Source organism: Microvirga sp. GN3 (assembly GCF_055792825.1).
In genome coordinates this window covers 54,434-69,619 of sequence record NZ_JBVVAK010000020.1, presented here as the reverse complement: position 1 = coordinate 69,619, position 15,186 = coordinate 54,434, and the positions used below count along the sequence as shown (strand labels likewise).

The window sequence follows — 15,186 nt, the reverse complement described above, 5'->3', positions numbered from 1 at the left end:
GCTCCGAGAAGCCCAGTTGCGAGATTTTCCGCTTGGGGCACGGGGGAAGTCTGGGTTCGTGCCGTGTTCAATGGCCGCTCGCATTTTTTCCGCAAATTCTTCCGACCTGTAGTAGTATGACATGGAGATGAAGGAAGTACCCAAGCCCGCCGACCTCTCGGCCGTTGCCCCACGTTCACTACAGCCTTCCCAGGAGACCGGGGACGGAGAGCAAGTTGACGAGCGCGAAGACGGGTACGGCCACCTGTACGAAAACACCACAGATGGCCGCGTGCGCCACCTCCTAACGGTCGGGTGGTTGCATGATGTGGCACAGAACCTTCCTCGTGTTCCAGACGACTCGCAGTTCGACGTGGCGTACCGTGTGGCCCTGAACGTCCTTTCAGCCTTCTTCGGTCCTGCGTGGGCCATGAGACACGCGGTCCCAAACGGTGGACCCGATCTCGGCTTCCTACGGGCCAACGCCACTGATGACGAGGGGTTTAACCACCATTTGCTGCGCGTGATCTGGCTTGCTGAGATGCTGTTTAATTTCCAGCGCAAGCCGGGTCTTGAAGGTCCCCTGGACAATCTGAGGGCTGGCCAAATCGAGACGGCCTTCGCGGAACTGGAGGTCGGCAAGCTGCTCTCGCTTTACGACGTCGGGTTCCGTTTCGTCACACCTGAAGGTCGTAGAGGCGGGAAAAACCACGATATCGAATTTTTCCACCCCAATGGGGAGCTTTGCCCCGGTGAAACGAAGTGCAAGCTGGAGACGACGGACCTCAGCGACGGCACAATCAAGAGCACGCTCAATGAGGCTCGTAAGCAACTCCCTGAGAACGGGCCAGGAGTGATCTTCCTCAAAGCGCCGCAGGATTGGATGCAGGGGGACGGGTTTCGGGAGAACTTCTCACGGCTTGCTCGTGGGCTCCTCGCCTCAAGTCGGAGGTTGGTAGCGATTGTCGTCTACAGCTCCATCGTCGGCTTCAGAAGCAACGGTGAGATCGAGGCGGGTTTGACCGGCCGCGAAGTGAGAAGCCACACCCGCCAAGACGGGAAGGACTGGCGGATATTGACCCTCTACGAGGAGGACAAGCCGCTTGTCCCCCGAGGTTGGATCAGCCTGTCCGACCTGTTCCCACAGCGCAGCAGTTGATGAGCTGGACGGCCGAATGGCGACCTGCTGGAGGTTAACGGAGCAGGTACACAGAGTGTGTCGGCGAAGGCAGGAAACCCTTATCTCACAGCCCTATGAACAGGCTGACCGCCAGTCCTCTCCTGGGCATCATTCGTCTGGCCTAAGAAGCAGCCGCCAGAGCATCCGCGGGGGCATGGATCAACTCCTTCCGGCAGCCTAGAGAGAGGATGTTTAGTCCCGGCATTTGGTGGAGCGGGTCGAGCCTGAAGCGGTGCGGCCCGGCGCGCTGGAGGTCTGGCGGCTATTCGAGCAGTTGGGGCTCCGGCAGGCTCTCGTATCGAATTCAGACCGGATCGTGGTGAACGCGAACATCCAGGTGCTGGGCTTGGAAACGCCGGGCTTCATATCGGTATCGATCAATGACGTGGTGCGCGGCAAGCCTGACCCTGAGCCCTATGAGCGGGCGGCGACGCTTCTCGGGCTTCAGCCTCAGCAATGTATTGCCATCGAAGACAGCCCAACCGGAGCGCAAGCCGCCCTTGCGGCTGGAACCCACATCATCGCGTGGCCGGAGGATCGAGTGCTGGAGTTCCCGCCAAGCATCCGGCCCATCACCGAGCTTGAGCCGGCGGTCCAGGAACTCCTCCGATCTGCGGCTTGAAGGGGACTGCACACGATGATCCCGTTGGGCACGCACGGGGAAATCGATGGCCCGTCCCCGGCGTGGCGCTGAAGCGACGCAAGTTCATCACCTTACTGGAAGTGGTAAAGCGCACCCTGTTCCGGAATCACGAACTGGACCCCGAGATCGTTGCCCGCCTCGAGTTCTTGGCGGATTGCTACCTGAGGCTGCTCATCGGTCAATGAGTACTTGATGTGGCTCACGACAACCGGCAGTCCCTTCAGGACATTGCCGCCAGCTGAATGATCCAGAACATGCAGCGTCTTGTGGATCCACCTCGGTGTCAGGTGCCCGAACAGCAGATTGTCCGGCCGGTCGCTGGTATATGACACTTCCAGGATAATCGCCTTCAGTTTTCGCTGCTTTACCTTGTCGGCAACGGCCTTCCAGATGTTCTGCATGTTGGAAACCTTCTGGACCTCGTCCGGTCCAGTGTCCCCAAAACACAGGATAGCATCGTCTCCGCTTTCGATGAGGAAGGCAGTGGATTCGGCTCCTCCATGGTTGAGCGGGAAGGGGGTGACGGTCATCTTGGTACCAGCGAGGTCCTTGGCTTCTCCAGGCTTCAGATCCTCCAAGTGATACTTCTTCAGCTGCGGCTGCTGGCCACGGTCCAGCATGTTCGGCCAGGCCTTCCAGTTGAAGTAGGTCTGCTCGATCTCCGCACTCACTGACGGCAGGCTGTAGATGGTCTTGTTGCTGTCATCCGGCGATGCGATCACCAGTCCTGCCAGGTGGTCGAGATGGGCATGGGTGATCAGATAGCCCTTGATGTCATTCTTTAGCACATGGCCAACGACGCTGTCGGTGGAGCCTTCAGGCGCCTTGACATCCCTGAAGGCACCCTTGTCCTGAGCGACCTTCAATCCGTTGACCAGACTGCCGGCATCACACGCGATGGCATTGCGGTCCCCGTGCGGCCGAATGAGATAGGAACTGAGATTGCCGTCCTGAATGCCGCCCAAAGCGCCGAGGACAATCACGTCGAAGCCTTGCCCCGACACAGCAGCAGTGGGCATCAGAAGCAGGGATATTGAAGCAAGCGATGGGATCAGCCTCATGAAGGCTCCGCTACTTTCAGATTAACGTTCGCATGAGAAATGCTGGCACAGGAGAGAGATGAAAGCCAACTGTTATCCTTGTGTTATTGGCATACGAATAGACAATGGCCGGTAAGAACAGGATGTACTCGAATGCTTTCAACAGGGCAGTTCGGTATGGCAAAACTTCATCAAGGTGACATTGCTGAAGGCGGGTAGTAGAGAAGGGAATGTCTCATGAGCTGTTCAACGCCTTTCCTCGGCTGTGCGCTATTGACCGCGCTGTTTCTGGTGGGCGCCGCCCATGGAGCGACGGGCCAGGATCCTAAACCTGTTCATTACACCTGCGCCGATGGCACAAAGCTACAAGCCATGTTCTCTCCCCCAAGCACCTCACTGGGATCCGTAAAGCTCGCCTATGCCGGATCCTCGACCGAGACGACGCTCCCGCAGGCCCCCTCTGCGGACGGAGGCCGGTATATGCAGGGTGACGATGAGTTCTGGATCAAAGGGGAGGGGGCCACTCTGACCCGAGCGGGTAAAGCGACAACATGCAGAACCAGCAGCTAGGCTAGGCCTGCCGGCCAGCCTGCTGAAGGTCTGAGAATGCGCGGTGAGCGGACCTTCGTGGCCCCACTCTTAAAGGCAGATTTTGACCCATAGGAGACTTTCCACTGGTTGCAGCACCTCACTCAACAAAGCGAGATTGCGTCAGCCCTGCATCCCGGACTGTCTGTTCCGCCAGATCGCTGGTGTCGTGACGAGCAGCGTATAGAATGCCGGATATGAGGGTTCTGGCGCTCGATCATCTGGTTCTCGCGGTGCACGATGTCGCGCGCACGTGCCGCTTTTACGAGCGGGTTCTGGGCATGGAGCCGAAGCAGGAGCGTCCTGGCAAGTGGTCGCTGCACTTCGGAACTCAAAAGATCAGCCTGCGGGATGACCAGGCTGCCCCAACATTGCCCGTGACACCGTTCCAGGCAGCGGCAACTTCTGTCTTCTGACCAGCATGCCCATTGAGAAGGTGGTGGCGCATCTCGAGCGTGAGGGCGTGGCGATCGTTGAGGGACCTGGCGAGCGTGCAGGTGCGACAGGAACTCTCCTGTCAGTCTACTTCAAGGATCCGGACGGCAGTCTGGTCGAGATCAGCAACTATCTTCCGTGAACGACTGTGTGCGGGAATTTATCTATCGACCTGCAACGGCTGACTGGCAGGGCCTGATCTTCTTGCGGCAGCCTTGCCCCCAATCCTGGATTCTCATTCCGATCCCCCCTGGCAACCTCTCAAACCAGAACCGGAAATTCAGGGCGCGTCACACGTCTGAAACAGACCACATCAGACAATGTGACCTCCTCGACAACCTTGGAGGTTATGATGTCCACTTTCACCCGGCGAAGCTTGCTCCAGACCAGCGCCGCCGCCGCGCTTGCCGCGCCCTTCACCGGGTTCAGCACCTCCGTAAGCGTAGCCCAGGGCGCACCCTTGTTCAGGTTCGGCGTTGTGGCTGATCCCCAGTATGCTCCGGTGCCGCCGCGCCGAACGCGGTTCTACTCGCATAGCCTATGGAAGCTGAGCGATGCGATCGAGTTCTTCAACGGGCAGGAGGTGGAGTTCGTGGTTACACTCGGTGACATCATCGACCGGCACTGGGAAAGCTATGACCATATCCTCCCGATCTATGATCGCCTGAAGCACCCTTACTTCTTCCTCCTCGGCAATCACGACTTCGAAGTGGCTCCGGATTATCTCTCATCGGTTCTGCGGGTGACAGGCCTGAAGCGCGCCTACTATGACTTCACGGGCGGTGGATACCGGTTCATCGTCCTCGACGGCAATGACATCAGCCTGTTTGCCCATGCCAGGGACACCACGAAACACAAGTTGGCTGCCGAGAAGCTGGACCAACTCAAAGGCGCCAACGCTCCCAATGCCCAAACCTGGAACGGAGGCATGAGCGAGGAGCAATTTACATGGCTCAAGCAGACCCTGGATCAGGCTGAGGCGGCAGGCGAGAAGACCATCATCTTCAGCCATTACCCGGTCTACCCTGTGAACGAACACAATATGTGGGATGATCAGCGCGTCGTCGATCTCGTGTCGGGATACAAGAACTTTGTTGCCTACATGAACGGCCACAACCATGCGGGGAACTACGGCACCACCGCTAGCAAGCACTTCCTGAACTTCAAAGGAATGGTCGAAACGCCGGCCCAGACCGCCTACGCGGTGGTTGAGGTTTATTCAGACCGCCTGGAGGTGAAGGGCTACGGGCTTGAGGACAGCCGAACGCTCCGCATTGGATAGCGCCGTCCCGAGAGGGGTCGAGTGTGTTCTGACCAACGGGCGGCTCTACCGCTAGTCTTTTCTATAACAGCATACAGCGAGCAGCCAGAGCAAAATCATCAATGCGGCTGGTCATCGCGCCATTGCAGCGTGCTGGGTCGGTGACGCAACTGAACGCGGTATGCACGATGTCGAAGGTGGGCCTCTGTACGACTTTCCAGACCCTGAACCGAGCACGATAAGGCTTCAATTAGCCTGTAAGCACACGTTCTTGCTAAGTAGTGCGTTACCGTACATTCAGGCATAGATCTTGCGCTAATGACTACAAGGTCACCAGGTGGCAGCGCGTCAACGTTCCCTCATTTCGACCGCAAGGAAATCGATGAACCGGCGCACGGCGGGCAGGAGCCCGCGGCGGGACGGAAAGACCGCATGGATGATGCCCCTCGGCGGCGACCAGCCAGGCAGCAACACCTCTAGGTTCCCACAAGCGAGGTCCGGCGCCAGGATGTAGTCCGGCAGTTGCGCAATGCCGACACCGTCCAGCACGGCTTGGCGCAAGGTCATCATCTCGTCGGTAGTCAGTCGTGGCTGATGGGGCACCGCTTCCACCGTTCCGTCCGGTCCGATCAGCCGCCATGCGTGCTCGCCACCGGCCAAGCTGAAGCCCAGGGTCTCGAAGCGGGTCAGGTCGGCAGGCAACTGGGGGCGGCCCAGTCGATCGAGCAGCGCCGGGCTCCCGACCAGCAGCTGGGCACTCTCTCCCAGCACTTTCATGACCAAGTCCGAACTCTCCAACGGTGGCAGTCGGACCCGCAGCGCCACGTCGAAGCCCTCCTCAATCACGTCGACGCGCCTGTTCGTCACCTCGTAATGGATCCGCACCCGCGGATGTTCTGCGAGGAAGCGCGAAACCAGTGGTGCCACGGTGGTCAGGCTGAGCATCACCGGGCAACTCACCCGAATGAACCCCTGCGGCTCGGCTTGGACGCGCTCGACCGCCTCCTGCGCCGCCTCGGCCTCGGCCACCATGGCGAGGCAGTGCCGATGGTAGTCCTGCCCGACCTCGGTCACGGCAAAGCGGCGGGTCGAACGCTGAAGCAACCGCACGCCGAGCCGCTCCTCCAGCAACGACACGCGCCGGCTCAGGGTAGACTTGGGAATGCCGAGCATCCGGCCGGCGGGCGCGAAGCCCTTATGCTCCACCACCTTGGCGAAGAAGTAGAGATCGTTGAGGTCCTGCATGGCCGCCCACCGTCGTTCCATGGTTGGAACAGTGAGTGCCACGGCAGTCGTCTAATGGCAACGTCGTTCGACGACTATGTTCGGTGGGACAGCAAGGACGGCCCTTTGGACCAGTCCCGGAGGATTCCATGACCACGACGCTTCTTCACATCGACTCCAGCGCCCTCGGCGACTTGTCCACCTCGCGCAAGCTGACCGCCTCCATTGTGAGCGCCTGGCAGCAAGCCGACCCTCACCTTCTGGTCACCTATCGCGATCTGGCGGCCGCGCCCCCGGCCCACCTGACCGGGCGCGTGATGATGGCGATGCGCTCCCGCGACCTGACGGGCCTGAGCGACGAGGAGCGGGTGCAGATTGCGCTCTCGGACGAGCTGGTCGAGGAGTTGCTCGCCGCCGACGCGGTCGTGATCGGGGCACCCATGTACAACTTCAGCCTGCCGACACCGCTCAAGGCCTGGATCGACCGCATCGCTCAGGCCGGCCGCACTTTCAAGTACACCGAATCTGGCCCGGTGGGGCTCGCCGGGGGCAAGCGCGTCGTGATCGCCTCCTCGCGGGGTGGGAGGTACGCCGGCACGCCCCTGGAGGCCGCCCTCGACCACCAGGAGGCCTACCTGCGTGGTGTGCTCGGCTTCACGGGCATCACAGACGTCGCCATCGTTCGCGCCGAGGGCACCAACATGGGGCCTGAGGCCGTGGAACAAGCGATGATCTCGGCGCATGAGCAGATCGACCGCCTGTTCGTTACTTCGCTGGCGGCCTGAGGTTCAGGAGGAAAGGCATGCTCTACAAGGCCGAAAGAACTCCCCTGGTGATCGACCAGGGGAAGTTTGTCGTCCATGCTGCCATGCCGGGGCTCAACATCCCCGGCCATCCTGACCATGGTTATGGCCCACTCGCACTGATTGCCGAGTCGTTCATGGCTCCCGACACTTGGATCACGATGCACGAGCACGTGCAGGACGAGATCATCTCCTATGTGCCCCATGGCGTCATGCGGCACGATGACCGCACGACGGGCAAGCTCATCACCGACCCGGACCACCTCATGGTCATGAATGCAGGCCGCAGCTTCTGGCACGAGGAGCGCACGCTCGCCGGTGACCTGCCGCTTCGGATGTTGCAGATCTTCGTGCGGCCGCACACGCTTGATCTGGAGCCTCGCATCCAGCATGGACCGCTGGCGGCTCCCGAGCCCAACCGGTGGCGGCATCTCGTCGGCCCGGAAGGGGGCGCTGCTCCGTTCTTTGTGCGCAACGACATCGACCTCCACGACATCCGTTTGGAGGCAGGCGCATCGGCGGCGCTTCCACATAGGCCAGGGTGGAACCGGTATTTCTTCGTTTATGCTGGCAGGGTCGAGGCGGAAGGCACGCGGTTCGCCCAGGCCGAGAGCGGATTGACAACTGACTCGGCCGAGTTGGTCCTTCGGGCCGTTGAACCTGCGCTCGTCGTGGTGTTCGTGATCAACCCCGAGGCCCGGATCACGCGGGGCGGCACGATTGGGGACGGCGCCGTCCGATTTCTGACCAAGACTGCGCAGCGTTCGGCAGCAGGGCTCGTCGCCTAGCGAAGCAAGGCGGCCCGTCAGGATGGCCGCCATAGCTTTGCCTTACCCTGCCGTCCATTCTGCCTCATCGGACGTGACCAGATCGCGAAGGTTTGGGTCAAACCAGGAAGCCGCCTCTACGACGGGGTCTACCATGAGTACCTCGGCGACTTCTCTGAAATAAGCATCGTGCCCGCTTGCAAGATTTGCGCCCGCGTCCTGGCACGCTTCTCCCGCTCGATCTACGTCATACGGGCCATGTCGGTTTCCGCTATCTGCAATCCTAACCGCATCATTCACTATGCTGGTATATTGACTATACGGTCATAATGACTTATTAGTCTGTTTCTACATTGGCTAAGCCCTGGGCGTTCGCCCGACAGTGACCAACTTTACCAGTCGGTGCTGCGGGTGCTCGCGGCGTCATCACGACCCGCAATGTAGAAGTGAGCAAATCGTGTAGGCGGTACAGCCCATCTTCTTGATTGTCCAAGGTCGCCATGGGACGCAGGCCGATCTCAGAGCCAACGCTTAAAGCAGTGGAAGTTTAGGCGTTTAAGGGCACTAACAGTGGCCAGGTACACCACGAGTTTTACCCGCTGGACTGATGATAATTAGGTCAAAAGATCGAAGACAGATAGTTGCCAAGATAAGCACCACTAAGTCAATGACTTCAATTAGTGTATTTCAAAAGCCCTTCTTATGCAGGACGAAGTTATGCATACGACAACCAACAACTCCATACTCATTGTAGACAGCAACCCATGTTTTCGCGAGAGTCTCGCCCGGACATTCCGTTCCGCCAACTACAATGTTTTTATAGCCAATACAGGTGAACAAGCCTTCTTCATCTTGAGACGGCGGTCACAGTGCATTAGCTGGCTCTATAGTCGCGCGGTTCTTCCCGGCCTCATTGATGGCTGGATCCTGGCAGACCAGTACCACGAATTTCGTCCGAACCGCCAAGCGGTTATCGCTGCGCACGATGCACGTTTCACTGCTCGAGGCGATATTGTCCTGAAAGAGCCCACGGTTGCCGTCGTGGCAGAGACGATTTGGGCTTTGATCAGATCGGAGCAGTTGGCTTCGACAACTGCCACCAACGAATTGGGCAAGCATCAACGCGCAGCGTGAGTGATGCGGACACGATGTACTTATCGCCCTTTGGTGAGCCTTGGAACACAGCACGACTACCACGGAGAAATCGAATGTCGTTGTCTATTGAAACTGACGTTGGAGGAACCACGTTGGTGGATCCCTGCGTCGACAGGATCGAGCAACTTTTGTTTCGAGCTTACGCAAGGATTGTTTTTATGGCCGGGAATCCTGCCAGGCCACGGACAGTGATTGTCGCCCAGTTCGGCTCGCTTGAAGTGCGGTTAAATGAGCTTTCTGATGCATACAAATCGCAGGCTATGCCACCGCTATGGGTTGAGATTTACTCCCACGCCAACTGCTCGATAACTGATAGTTACGGGATGTTTGAGTTCAACGAAGACGAGTTATCTCAGGCAGTCGAACTGATAGTATCGTCATGTCGGGAGGCTCACTGCCGGCAAGAGTTCTGTCGAACGCGTCTGCAAGTCGGTCGGGCTGGTCATATTCATGCTTGATCCGGGCGGATGAGTGCCAAGAAGTTGATCATGACTGGATCGTTAACGTCCCGACTGAACACGACGTCGGTTCCTATCTCCATCGTACTGCCGGAGATGTGCCTGCAGATCATCTGCTCCATGCGGTTCCCCGGCGGTCGTGACAAAATAGAGGACGCGGCGCAAGTTCATTGATATATTTTTTCAATCATAACTCTAAAAACAATATATTAGACCTGGGGTAATCTAGTGATGTACGCACTGCTGCTAATCCACCCGTGTGCGGAGGCCAGATTGCTGCTGCAACTAGCCTACTGATGCAGATCGCCATCGAGCCGATTGGCCATCGCAGCGGTGCCACACCAAACGAAGAGCTCGAGCTCTGATCGGTCTGCACGGCGGCAGCGACTACAGGCCGTTGAGGCGAAGGAATACCTGCTATGAACATTCAAATTCAACCGCATCTCACTGCCGCCAAACGACACCTCCCCTTCGAATGCATCGCGCTCGTGTTGCAAGGTGGCGGTGCGCTCGGGGCCTACCAGGCCGGAGTCTACGAAGCGCTCGCGGAGGCCGGCATTCATCCCGACTGGGTCGCCGGCGTCTCTATCGGCGCCATCAACTCAGCCATTATCGCGGGGAACGAGCCGGCCGAGCGGGTCGCCAAGCTCCACACCTTCTGGCAGGAAATCTCCGCCAATCCGCTGCTCGACTGGTCCACTGCCCTCCATAGCATCACCCCCAAAGGGGACCTCGTGCGTGCATTCTTCAACCAGGTGAGCGCGACCTGCGCCCTCGTCGGTGGGGCCGCAAGCTTTTTCACGCCCCGGCTGCCGGTTCCCTGGCTGCACCCGGACGGTGCCCACGAAGCAACGAGCTTCTACGAGACCAAACACCTGAAAAGCACCTTGGAGCGGGTTGTTGACTTCGACCGGATCAATGCGGGCGCGATGCGATTCAGTGTCGGCGCTGTGAACGTGCGCACTGGAAATTTCGTCTATTTCGATAACACGACGCACACGATCCGCCCTGAGCACGTGATGGCAAGCGGATCGCTGCCGCCCGGCTTCCCAGCGGTGGAGATCGAGGGCGAATACTACTGGGACGGCGGCCTCATCTCGAACACGCCGTTGGATTGGGTGGTCGATGCGGGCCCGCGGCAGGACACACTCGCCTTCCAGATCGACTTGTGGAGCGCCCACGGCGAACTGCCCCGCAATCTGGCCGAGGTCGCGACGCGGCACAAGGAAATCCAGTATTCCAGCCGGACGCGAGCCAGCACCGACCAGTTCAAGCGCGTGCAGCGCCTGCGCCATGCGCTCGCTAGCCTCCTGTCAAACCTGCCGGACGACCTGCGAACCACCGAAGAGGCGAAGCTCCTCAGCTCGGAGGCGGATCGCAAAGCGTACAACATCATCCAGATGGTTTACCGGTCGAAACACTACGAAAGCCATTCAAAGGATTACGAGTTTTCCCGGCTGTCCATGGAGGAGCACTGGCGTGCCGGCTATCACGACGGAGTGCGTACGTTGCGCCATCCCGAGGTATTGCAGCGGCCCGACAATCAGGACGGGGTCCATACATTCGATTTCCTTAAGGATGGACGGGAATAGCGTGCGAAGGGCTGGAGCAGGCTTACGGCCCCAGCAACTGCTCAATCAAATACAGGAGAATTTCAGGTATGCACGAAGACACTGTCCGGACCAGAGCATTCGCGATGCCTCTGAACAGTCCAGCCTACCCGGTCGGGCCTTATCGCTTTCGCAACCGGGAATATCTGATCATCACTTACCTGACCGACCCGAAAAAGCTCCGAGAGCTCGTCCCGGAACCGCTCCAGGTCGACGAGCCGCTGGTGAAGTTCGAGTTCATCCGCATGCCGGACTCAAACGGGTTCGGCGATTACACCGAGAGTGGACAGGTCATTCCCGTCTCGTTCCGCGGCCGCAAGGGTAGCTACACCCACTGCATGTTCCTCAATGACCATTCGCCCATTGCTGGGGGGCGTGAGCTATGGGGCTTTCCCAAAAAGCTTGCCAACCCCACCCTGCGCACGGAAGTCGATACCCTGGTCGGTACACTCGATTATGGACCGGTCCACATCGCGACCGCCACGATGGGCTACAAGCATCGGGCTGCCGATGTCGGAAGCGTCATGGCTTCACTTCGCGAGCCCAACTTCCTGCTCAAGATCATCCCGCATGTCGACGGTACGCCTCGCATCTGCGAGCTCGTCGAGTATTACCTGGAGGACGTCGACTTGAAAGAGGCCTGGACTGGTCCGGCATCCCTGAACCTCTGGTCGCACGCCCTGGCGCCGGTCGCGGAGCTGCCGATCCTGGAGGTGGTCTCGGCGACCCACATTGTGGCCGACCTGACGCTCGGACTCGGCAAAGTCGCGCATGACTATCTGGCGCCATCCGAGCCGACTCGCTTTCCAGTGAGACACTATGAACTTGCCGAATGAGGTCTCACCTGGTGGTGACCTTCGGCCAGGGGAGCATCGCTGAACTGACTTACCTGATCGGGCTCTATTGCCTCGTCGTGATCATCTCAATGGCTTCGCCGTGCTGGTGCCGGAAGATGCTTGAGGACCTACGACGAACTTAGGACGAACCTTGCAGAAGATCGGCGCTCAAGACGAGCGCTTTCAATGAAACGATCGGACCCAACAAGAAGGAGGCTTCGATGACTCTTCGCTCTAAATCCGCCGTTGTGACCGGCTCGACCAGCGGGATCGGGCTGGCCATTGCCCGGGCGCTCGCCATGGATGGCGCAAATGTATTGATCAATGGCTTCGGCGACCCGCAGGACATTGAGAAGGAACGGGCTGGCCTCGAGGCGGAGTTCGGAATCAAAGCGATCTATTCGCCCGCTGACATGTCCAAACCGGACCAGATCGCCGGCATGGTCCGTGTGGCCGAGGAGACCTTCGGGGGCGTCGATGTGCTCGTCAACAACGCCGGTATCCAGTTCGTCTCGCCGGTCGAGGATTTCCCGGTCGAGAAGTGGGACCAGATCATCGCCATCAACCTCTCATCTGCCTTCCATGCCATCCGGGCTGCCGTGCCGGGAATGAAGGCGCGCAAATGGGGGCGTATCATCAATACGGCCTCGGCCCATTCCCTCGTGGCCTCGCCGTTTAAGGCCGCCTATGTGGCTGCCAAGCACGGCACCGCTGGCCTGACCAAAACGGTGGCTCTCGAACTCGCGACGGACGGTGTCACTGTCAACTGCGTCAGCCCGGGCTATGTCTGGACGCCCTTGGTCGAGAAGCAGATCCCCGACACTATGAACGCACGCAGGCTGACGAAGGAGCAGGTGATCAACGATGTCTTGCTCAAGGCACAGCCGACGAAGCAGTTTGTAACCGTTGATCAGGTCGCAGCGCTCGCCCTCTTCCTGTGCTCCGACGCAGCGAGCCAGATCACCGGCACCAACCTGTCTATGGATGGCGGCTGGACGGCGGAGTGACGGGTCGAGCCAGGAACTGCATGGGGTGCCCCGCTGTCTTGCAGGGCTGCCGGCAGATTGAACAGAATTTTCTGCCCGACGTCGCAACCCGCAACACGGAGGAGCCATGATCCAGGCCCGAATGGGAACGCTCCGCCGGCGAACCTTGACGTATCTTTGGTTTTCCGGATGGATCACGTGCCCCCGTGTCGCTTTCTTTTGGCATTATGCCGATCCGGCCGGACGATCTCCAGGAAGTTGATCACGGCTGGATCGTCAGCCTCCCGGCGGAACACGACGTCGGTTCCGACCTGCATCGTGCTCCCAGAGATGGGCCTGTAGACGACGTGCTCGCCGATGCTGACCGAGCTGACCGACGAGGGAACGATGGCCACTCCCAATCCGGCTCCGACAAGGCTCACGAGTGAAAACCCGCTGCGCACTTCATATGCGACACGTGGCACGAACCCGACCACCAACTGGATCAACGAGCGGTCCTGTTCAATGTCCGATCCGACGTAGACAATGAACGGTTCATCCGCGAGTGCCTCTCGCGGAATTCGGCTACGCTTCGCAAGAGGATGGTCAACTGGAAGCGCCACCCTCAGCGGCCATTCCGCCAAGCGGATCGCATTCAGTTCTGGCGGCAGCTTCCCGGTAGGGCTGTCAACAAAGCTGGCTATGAACCCGATATGGATACGACCTTCCAGGAGCTGTGCGATCTGTGTGCTCGGATGGAGTTCGTGGAGCCCGAGTTCGACGTCGGGAACCCGTCGCTTGTACTGCCGCAGGATTCCTGACAGTACACCGGAATAAGACGTGTCTGTGGAGTAGCCGATTTCGACGCGACCGATCTCGCCGCGTCCGGCCCGGCGGGCCACGACGGCGGCATGCTGCGCCTGTTCAAGGGTGCGGCGGGCCTCCTTGAGGAAAAGGCGGCCTGCCTCTGTCAAGGTCACCACCCGGTTGGTCCGGCTGAGGAGCTGGACACCCAGCGTGTCCTCCAGGGCCTTGATCTGGATACTCAGGGCCGGCTGCGCGATGTGAACCCGCTCCGCAGCCCGGCCAAAATGCAATTCCTCGGCGGTCGCGACGAAGTACCGGAGCTGACGCAGATCCATTGATAGGTTTCTCTAATCGTAGTGCCAAAAATAATATATTAGATCTGGGCTATATGGGCAACTAATCCCTATCCCTGCCTTCGCACAGGATAGATTGATGCCCATGATCGCCCGCCCACGCACCGTCGACAACAAGCTCGTCGGACCAGCGGCTAAACAAAGCTTGACCGGCCAGAGCGTCATCGCCACGTCAAAGCTCGCTTACCAGACCGGGATGCGCACCTCCGATCCGGGCGTCACAGCGACTGCGGCAACGGAAGCGAAGATCGCCCATATCGATAGCGACAACGGCATCCTGCTCCCTCGTGGTGGCCCGATCACCCAGCTCCGGAAGCACGGCGACGTCCTTGAGAAAAGCGAGGCTCGTTTCCGTACCCTTGCCAACATGATTCCATCCATCGTCTGGACCGCGGCTCCCGACGGCACGATGACCTTCGTCAACGATCAGTGGTTCAGCTTCTGTGGCATCACGCCTGAACAGAATGCCCGCTGCTGGCCCGCGTTGGTGCTCCATCCCGATGATCAGGCCCGCTGCATGGAGGCGTGGACCGCCGCGCGGCAGAGCGGACGCGACTTCGAAATTGAGACCCGCATCCGTCGCAATGACGGTGCGTACCGCTGGTTCCTGACCCGGGCCATTCCGGTTCGGAATACTGAGGGAACCATCACGGCTTGGTTTGGGACAAGCACCGACATCCATGACCGCAAGCTCACTGAAGAGGCCCTGCGTGCCAGCGAGGCGCGGTTCCGCGCCATTGTCGAGACCGCCAACGAGGGGATCTGGCTAGTCGGCGCGGATGCTCGGACGCAGTTTGTGAATGCCCGCATGGCGGCCATGCTGGGCTGTACACCGGACGAAATGATCGGGCGTTCGGCGCTGGAGTTCACCTTCCCCGAGGACGAGCCGATCCACCGCGATCGAGTCGGCCGCAATCTTGCAGGCGAATTCGAGCAGTTCGAGATCTGCTTTCGGCGTAAGGACGGCGCGGCCATTCCTGTCTTGGCCGCCACCAGCGCCTTGCGTGACGAGGCAGGACAGATCTCAGGTGCATTGGGCATGTTCTCCGACATGAGCGAGAAGTAGCGTCTGGAGGAGCAGC

16 protein-coding genes are annotated in these 15,186 nt (G+C 59.6%); 13 read left to right on the top strand and 3 right to left on the bottom strand.

Annotation, left to right across the window (positions count from 1 at the left end):
- Nucleotides 1-121 precede the first annotated feature (121 nt).
- Nucleotides 122-1,138 carry a hypothetical protein gene (locus ACS5Q1_RS12485; RefSeq protein ID WP_473098508.1) on the top strand — a complete coding sequence of 339 codons (1,017 nt, stop codon included), beginning with the start codon at nt 122-124 and terminating at the stop codon, nt 1,136-1,138.
- Between the two features lie 229 nt (nt 1,139-1,367).
- Entirely contained in the window at nt 1,368-1,781 is a 414-nt protein-coding gene (locus ACS5Q1_RS12480) for an HAD family hydrolase (RefSeq protein ID WP_473098524.1), read from the top strand.
- A gap of 92 nt (nt 1,782-1,873) precedes the next feature.
- Here the strand turns inward: ACS5Q1_RS12480 and ACS5Q1_RS12475 are convergent, their stop codons facing one another.
- A complete protein-coding gene (locus tag ACS5Q1_RS12475; RefSeq protein WP_473098507.1) occupies nt 1,874-2,863 on the bottom strand; it encodes an MBL fold metallo-hydrolase in 990 nt (329 codons plus the stop codon).
- 216 nt (nt 2,864-3,079) lie between these two features.
- Here ACS5Q1_RS12475 and ACS5Q1_RS12470 point away from each other — a divergent pair, with 216 nt between their 5' ends.
- From ACS5Q1_RS12470 to ACS5Q1_RS12455, 4 genes are all read left to right on the top strand, one after another.
- On the top strand, nt 3,080-3,412 hold the full coding sequence (locus tag ACS5Q1_RS12470; protein WP_473098506.1) for an MliC family protein: 333 nt from the start codon (nt 3,080-3,082) through the stop codon (nt 3,410-3,412).
- A gap of 206 nt (nt 3,413-3,618) precedes the next feature.
- Nucleotides 3,619-3,846: a VOC family protein gene (locus tag ACS5Q1_RS12465; protein ID WP_473098505.1), complete on the top strand. Its 228-nt coding sequence runs from the start codon at nt 3,619-3,621 to the stop codon at nt 3,844-3,846.
- A 5-nt stretch (nt 3,847-3,851) separates the two neighbouring features.
- Nucleotides 3,852-4,007 carry a VOC family protein gene (locus ACS5Q1_RS12460; RefSeq protein WP_473098504.1) on the top strand — a complete coding sequence of 52 codons (156 nt, stop codon included), beginning with the start codon at nt 3,852-3,854 and terminating at the stop codon, nt 4,005-4,007.
- Between the two features lie 210 nt (nt 4,008-4,217).
- Nucleotides 4,218-5,147, top strand: coding sequence for a metallophosphoesterase (locus tag ACS5Q1_RS12455; protein WP_473098503.1), 930 nt, complete (start codon nt 4,218-4,220; stop codon nt 5,145-5,147).
- 327 nt (nt 5,148-5,474) lie between these two features.
- Here ACS5Q1_RS12455 and ACS5Q1_RS12450 read toward each other — a convergent pair whose 3' ends face one another.
- Nucleotides 5,475-6,371 (bottom strand): LysR substrate-binding domain-containing protein, encoded by an 897-nt coding sequence (locus ACS5Q1_RS12450; protein WP_473098523.1) that lies wholly within the window; start codon nt 6,369-6,371, stop codon nt 5,475-5,477.
- A gap of 128 nt (nt 6,372-6,499) precedes the next feature.
- On the opposite strand from ACS5Q1_RS12450, the gene ACS5Q1_RS12445 reads away from it, so the two are divergent.
- The 6 genes from ACS5Q1_RS12445 to ACS5Q1_RS12420 all read left to right on the top strand — a co-directional run bounded on the left by ACS5Q1_RS12445 (nt 6,500) and on the right by ACS5Q1_RS12420 (nt 12,986).
- Complete coding sequence (locus ACS5Q1_RS12445) at nt 6,500-7,135, top strand: FMN-dependent NADH-azoreductase (RefSeq protein ID WP_473098502.1); 636 nt, start codon at nt 6,500-6,502, stop codon at nt 7,133-7,135.
- A 17-nt stretch (nt 7,136-7,152) separates the two neighbouring features.
- The gene (locus ACS5Q1_RS12440; protein WP_473098501.1) at nt 7,153-7,941 is read left to right on the top strand and encodes a pirin family protein; all 789 of its coding nucleotides are present in this window, start codon (nt 7,153-7,155) and stop codon (nt 7,939-7,941) included.
- Nucleotides 7,942-8,637: 696 nt separating this feature from the next.
- Nucleotides 8,638-9,054, top strand: a complete 417-nt coding sequence (locus ACS5Q1_RS12435; protein ID WP_473098500.1) for a response regulator — start codon at nt 8,638-8,640, stop codon at nt 9,052-9,054.
- An 898-nt stretch (nt 9,055-9,952) separates the two neighbouring features.
- The gene (locus tag ACS5Q1_RS12430; RefSeq protein WP_473098499.1) at nt 9,953-11,125 is read left to right on the top strand and encodes a patatin-like phospholipase family protein; all 1,173 of its coding nucleotides are present in this window, start codon (nt 9,953-9,955) and stop codon (nt 11,123-11,125) included.
- Between the two features lie 68 nt (nt 11,126-11,193).
- The gene (locus tag ACS5Q1_RS12425) at nt 11,194-11,979 is read left to right on the top strand and encodes an acetoacetate decarboxylase (RefSeq protein WP_473098498.1); all 786 of its coding nucleotides are present in this window, start codon (nt 11,194-11,196) and stop codon (nt 11,977-11,979) included.
- A 221-nt stretch (nt 11,980-12,200) separates the two neighbouring features.
- Entirely contained in the window at nt 12,201-12,986 is a 786-nt protein-coding gene (locus ACS5Q1_RS12420) for a 3-hydroxybutyrate dehydrogenase (protein ID WP_473098497.1), read from the top strand.
- Nucleotides 12,987-13,159: 173 nt separating this feature from the next.
- On the opposite strand, the gene ACS5Q1_RS12415 is transcribed toward ACS5Q1_RS12420, so the two are convergent.
- A complete protein-coding gene (locus ACS5Q1_RS12415; protein WP_473098496.1) occupies nt 13,160-14,086 on the bottom strand; it encodes a LysR substrate-binding domain-containing protein in 927 nt (308 codons plus the stop codon).
- A 97-nt stretch (nt 14,087-14,183) separates the two neighbouring features.
- On the opposite strand from ACS5Q1_RS12415, the gene ACS5Q1_RS12410 reads away from it, so the two are divergent.
- Entirely contained in the window at nt 14,184-15,170 is a 987-nt protein-coding gene (locus tag ACS5Q1_RS12410; RefSeq protein ID WP_473098495.1) for a PAS domain-containing protein, read from the top strand.
- Nucleotides 15,171-15,186: the final 16 nt, after the last annotated feature.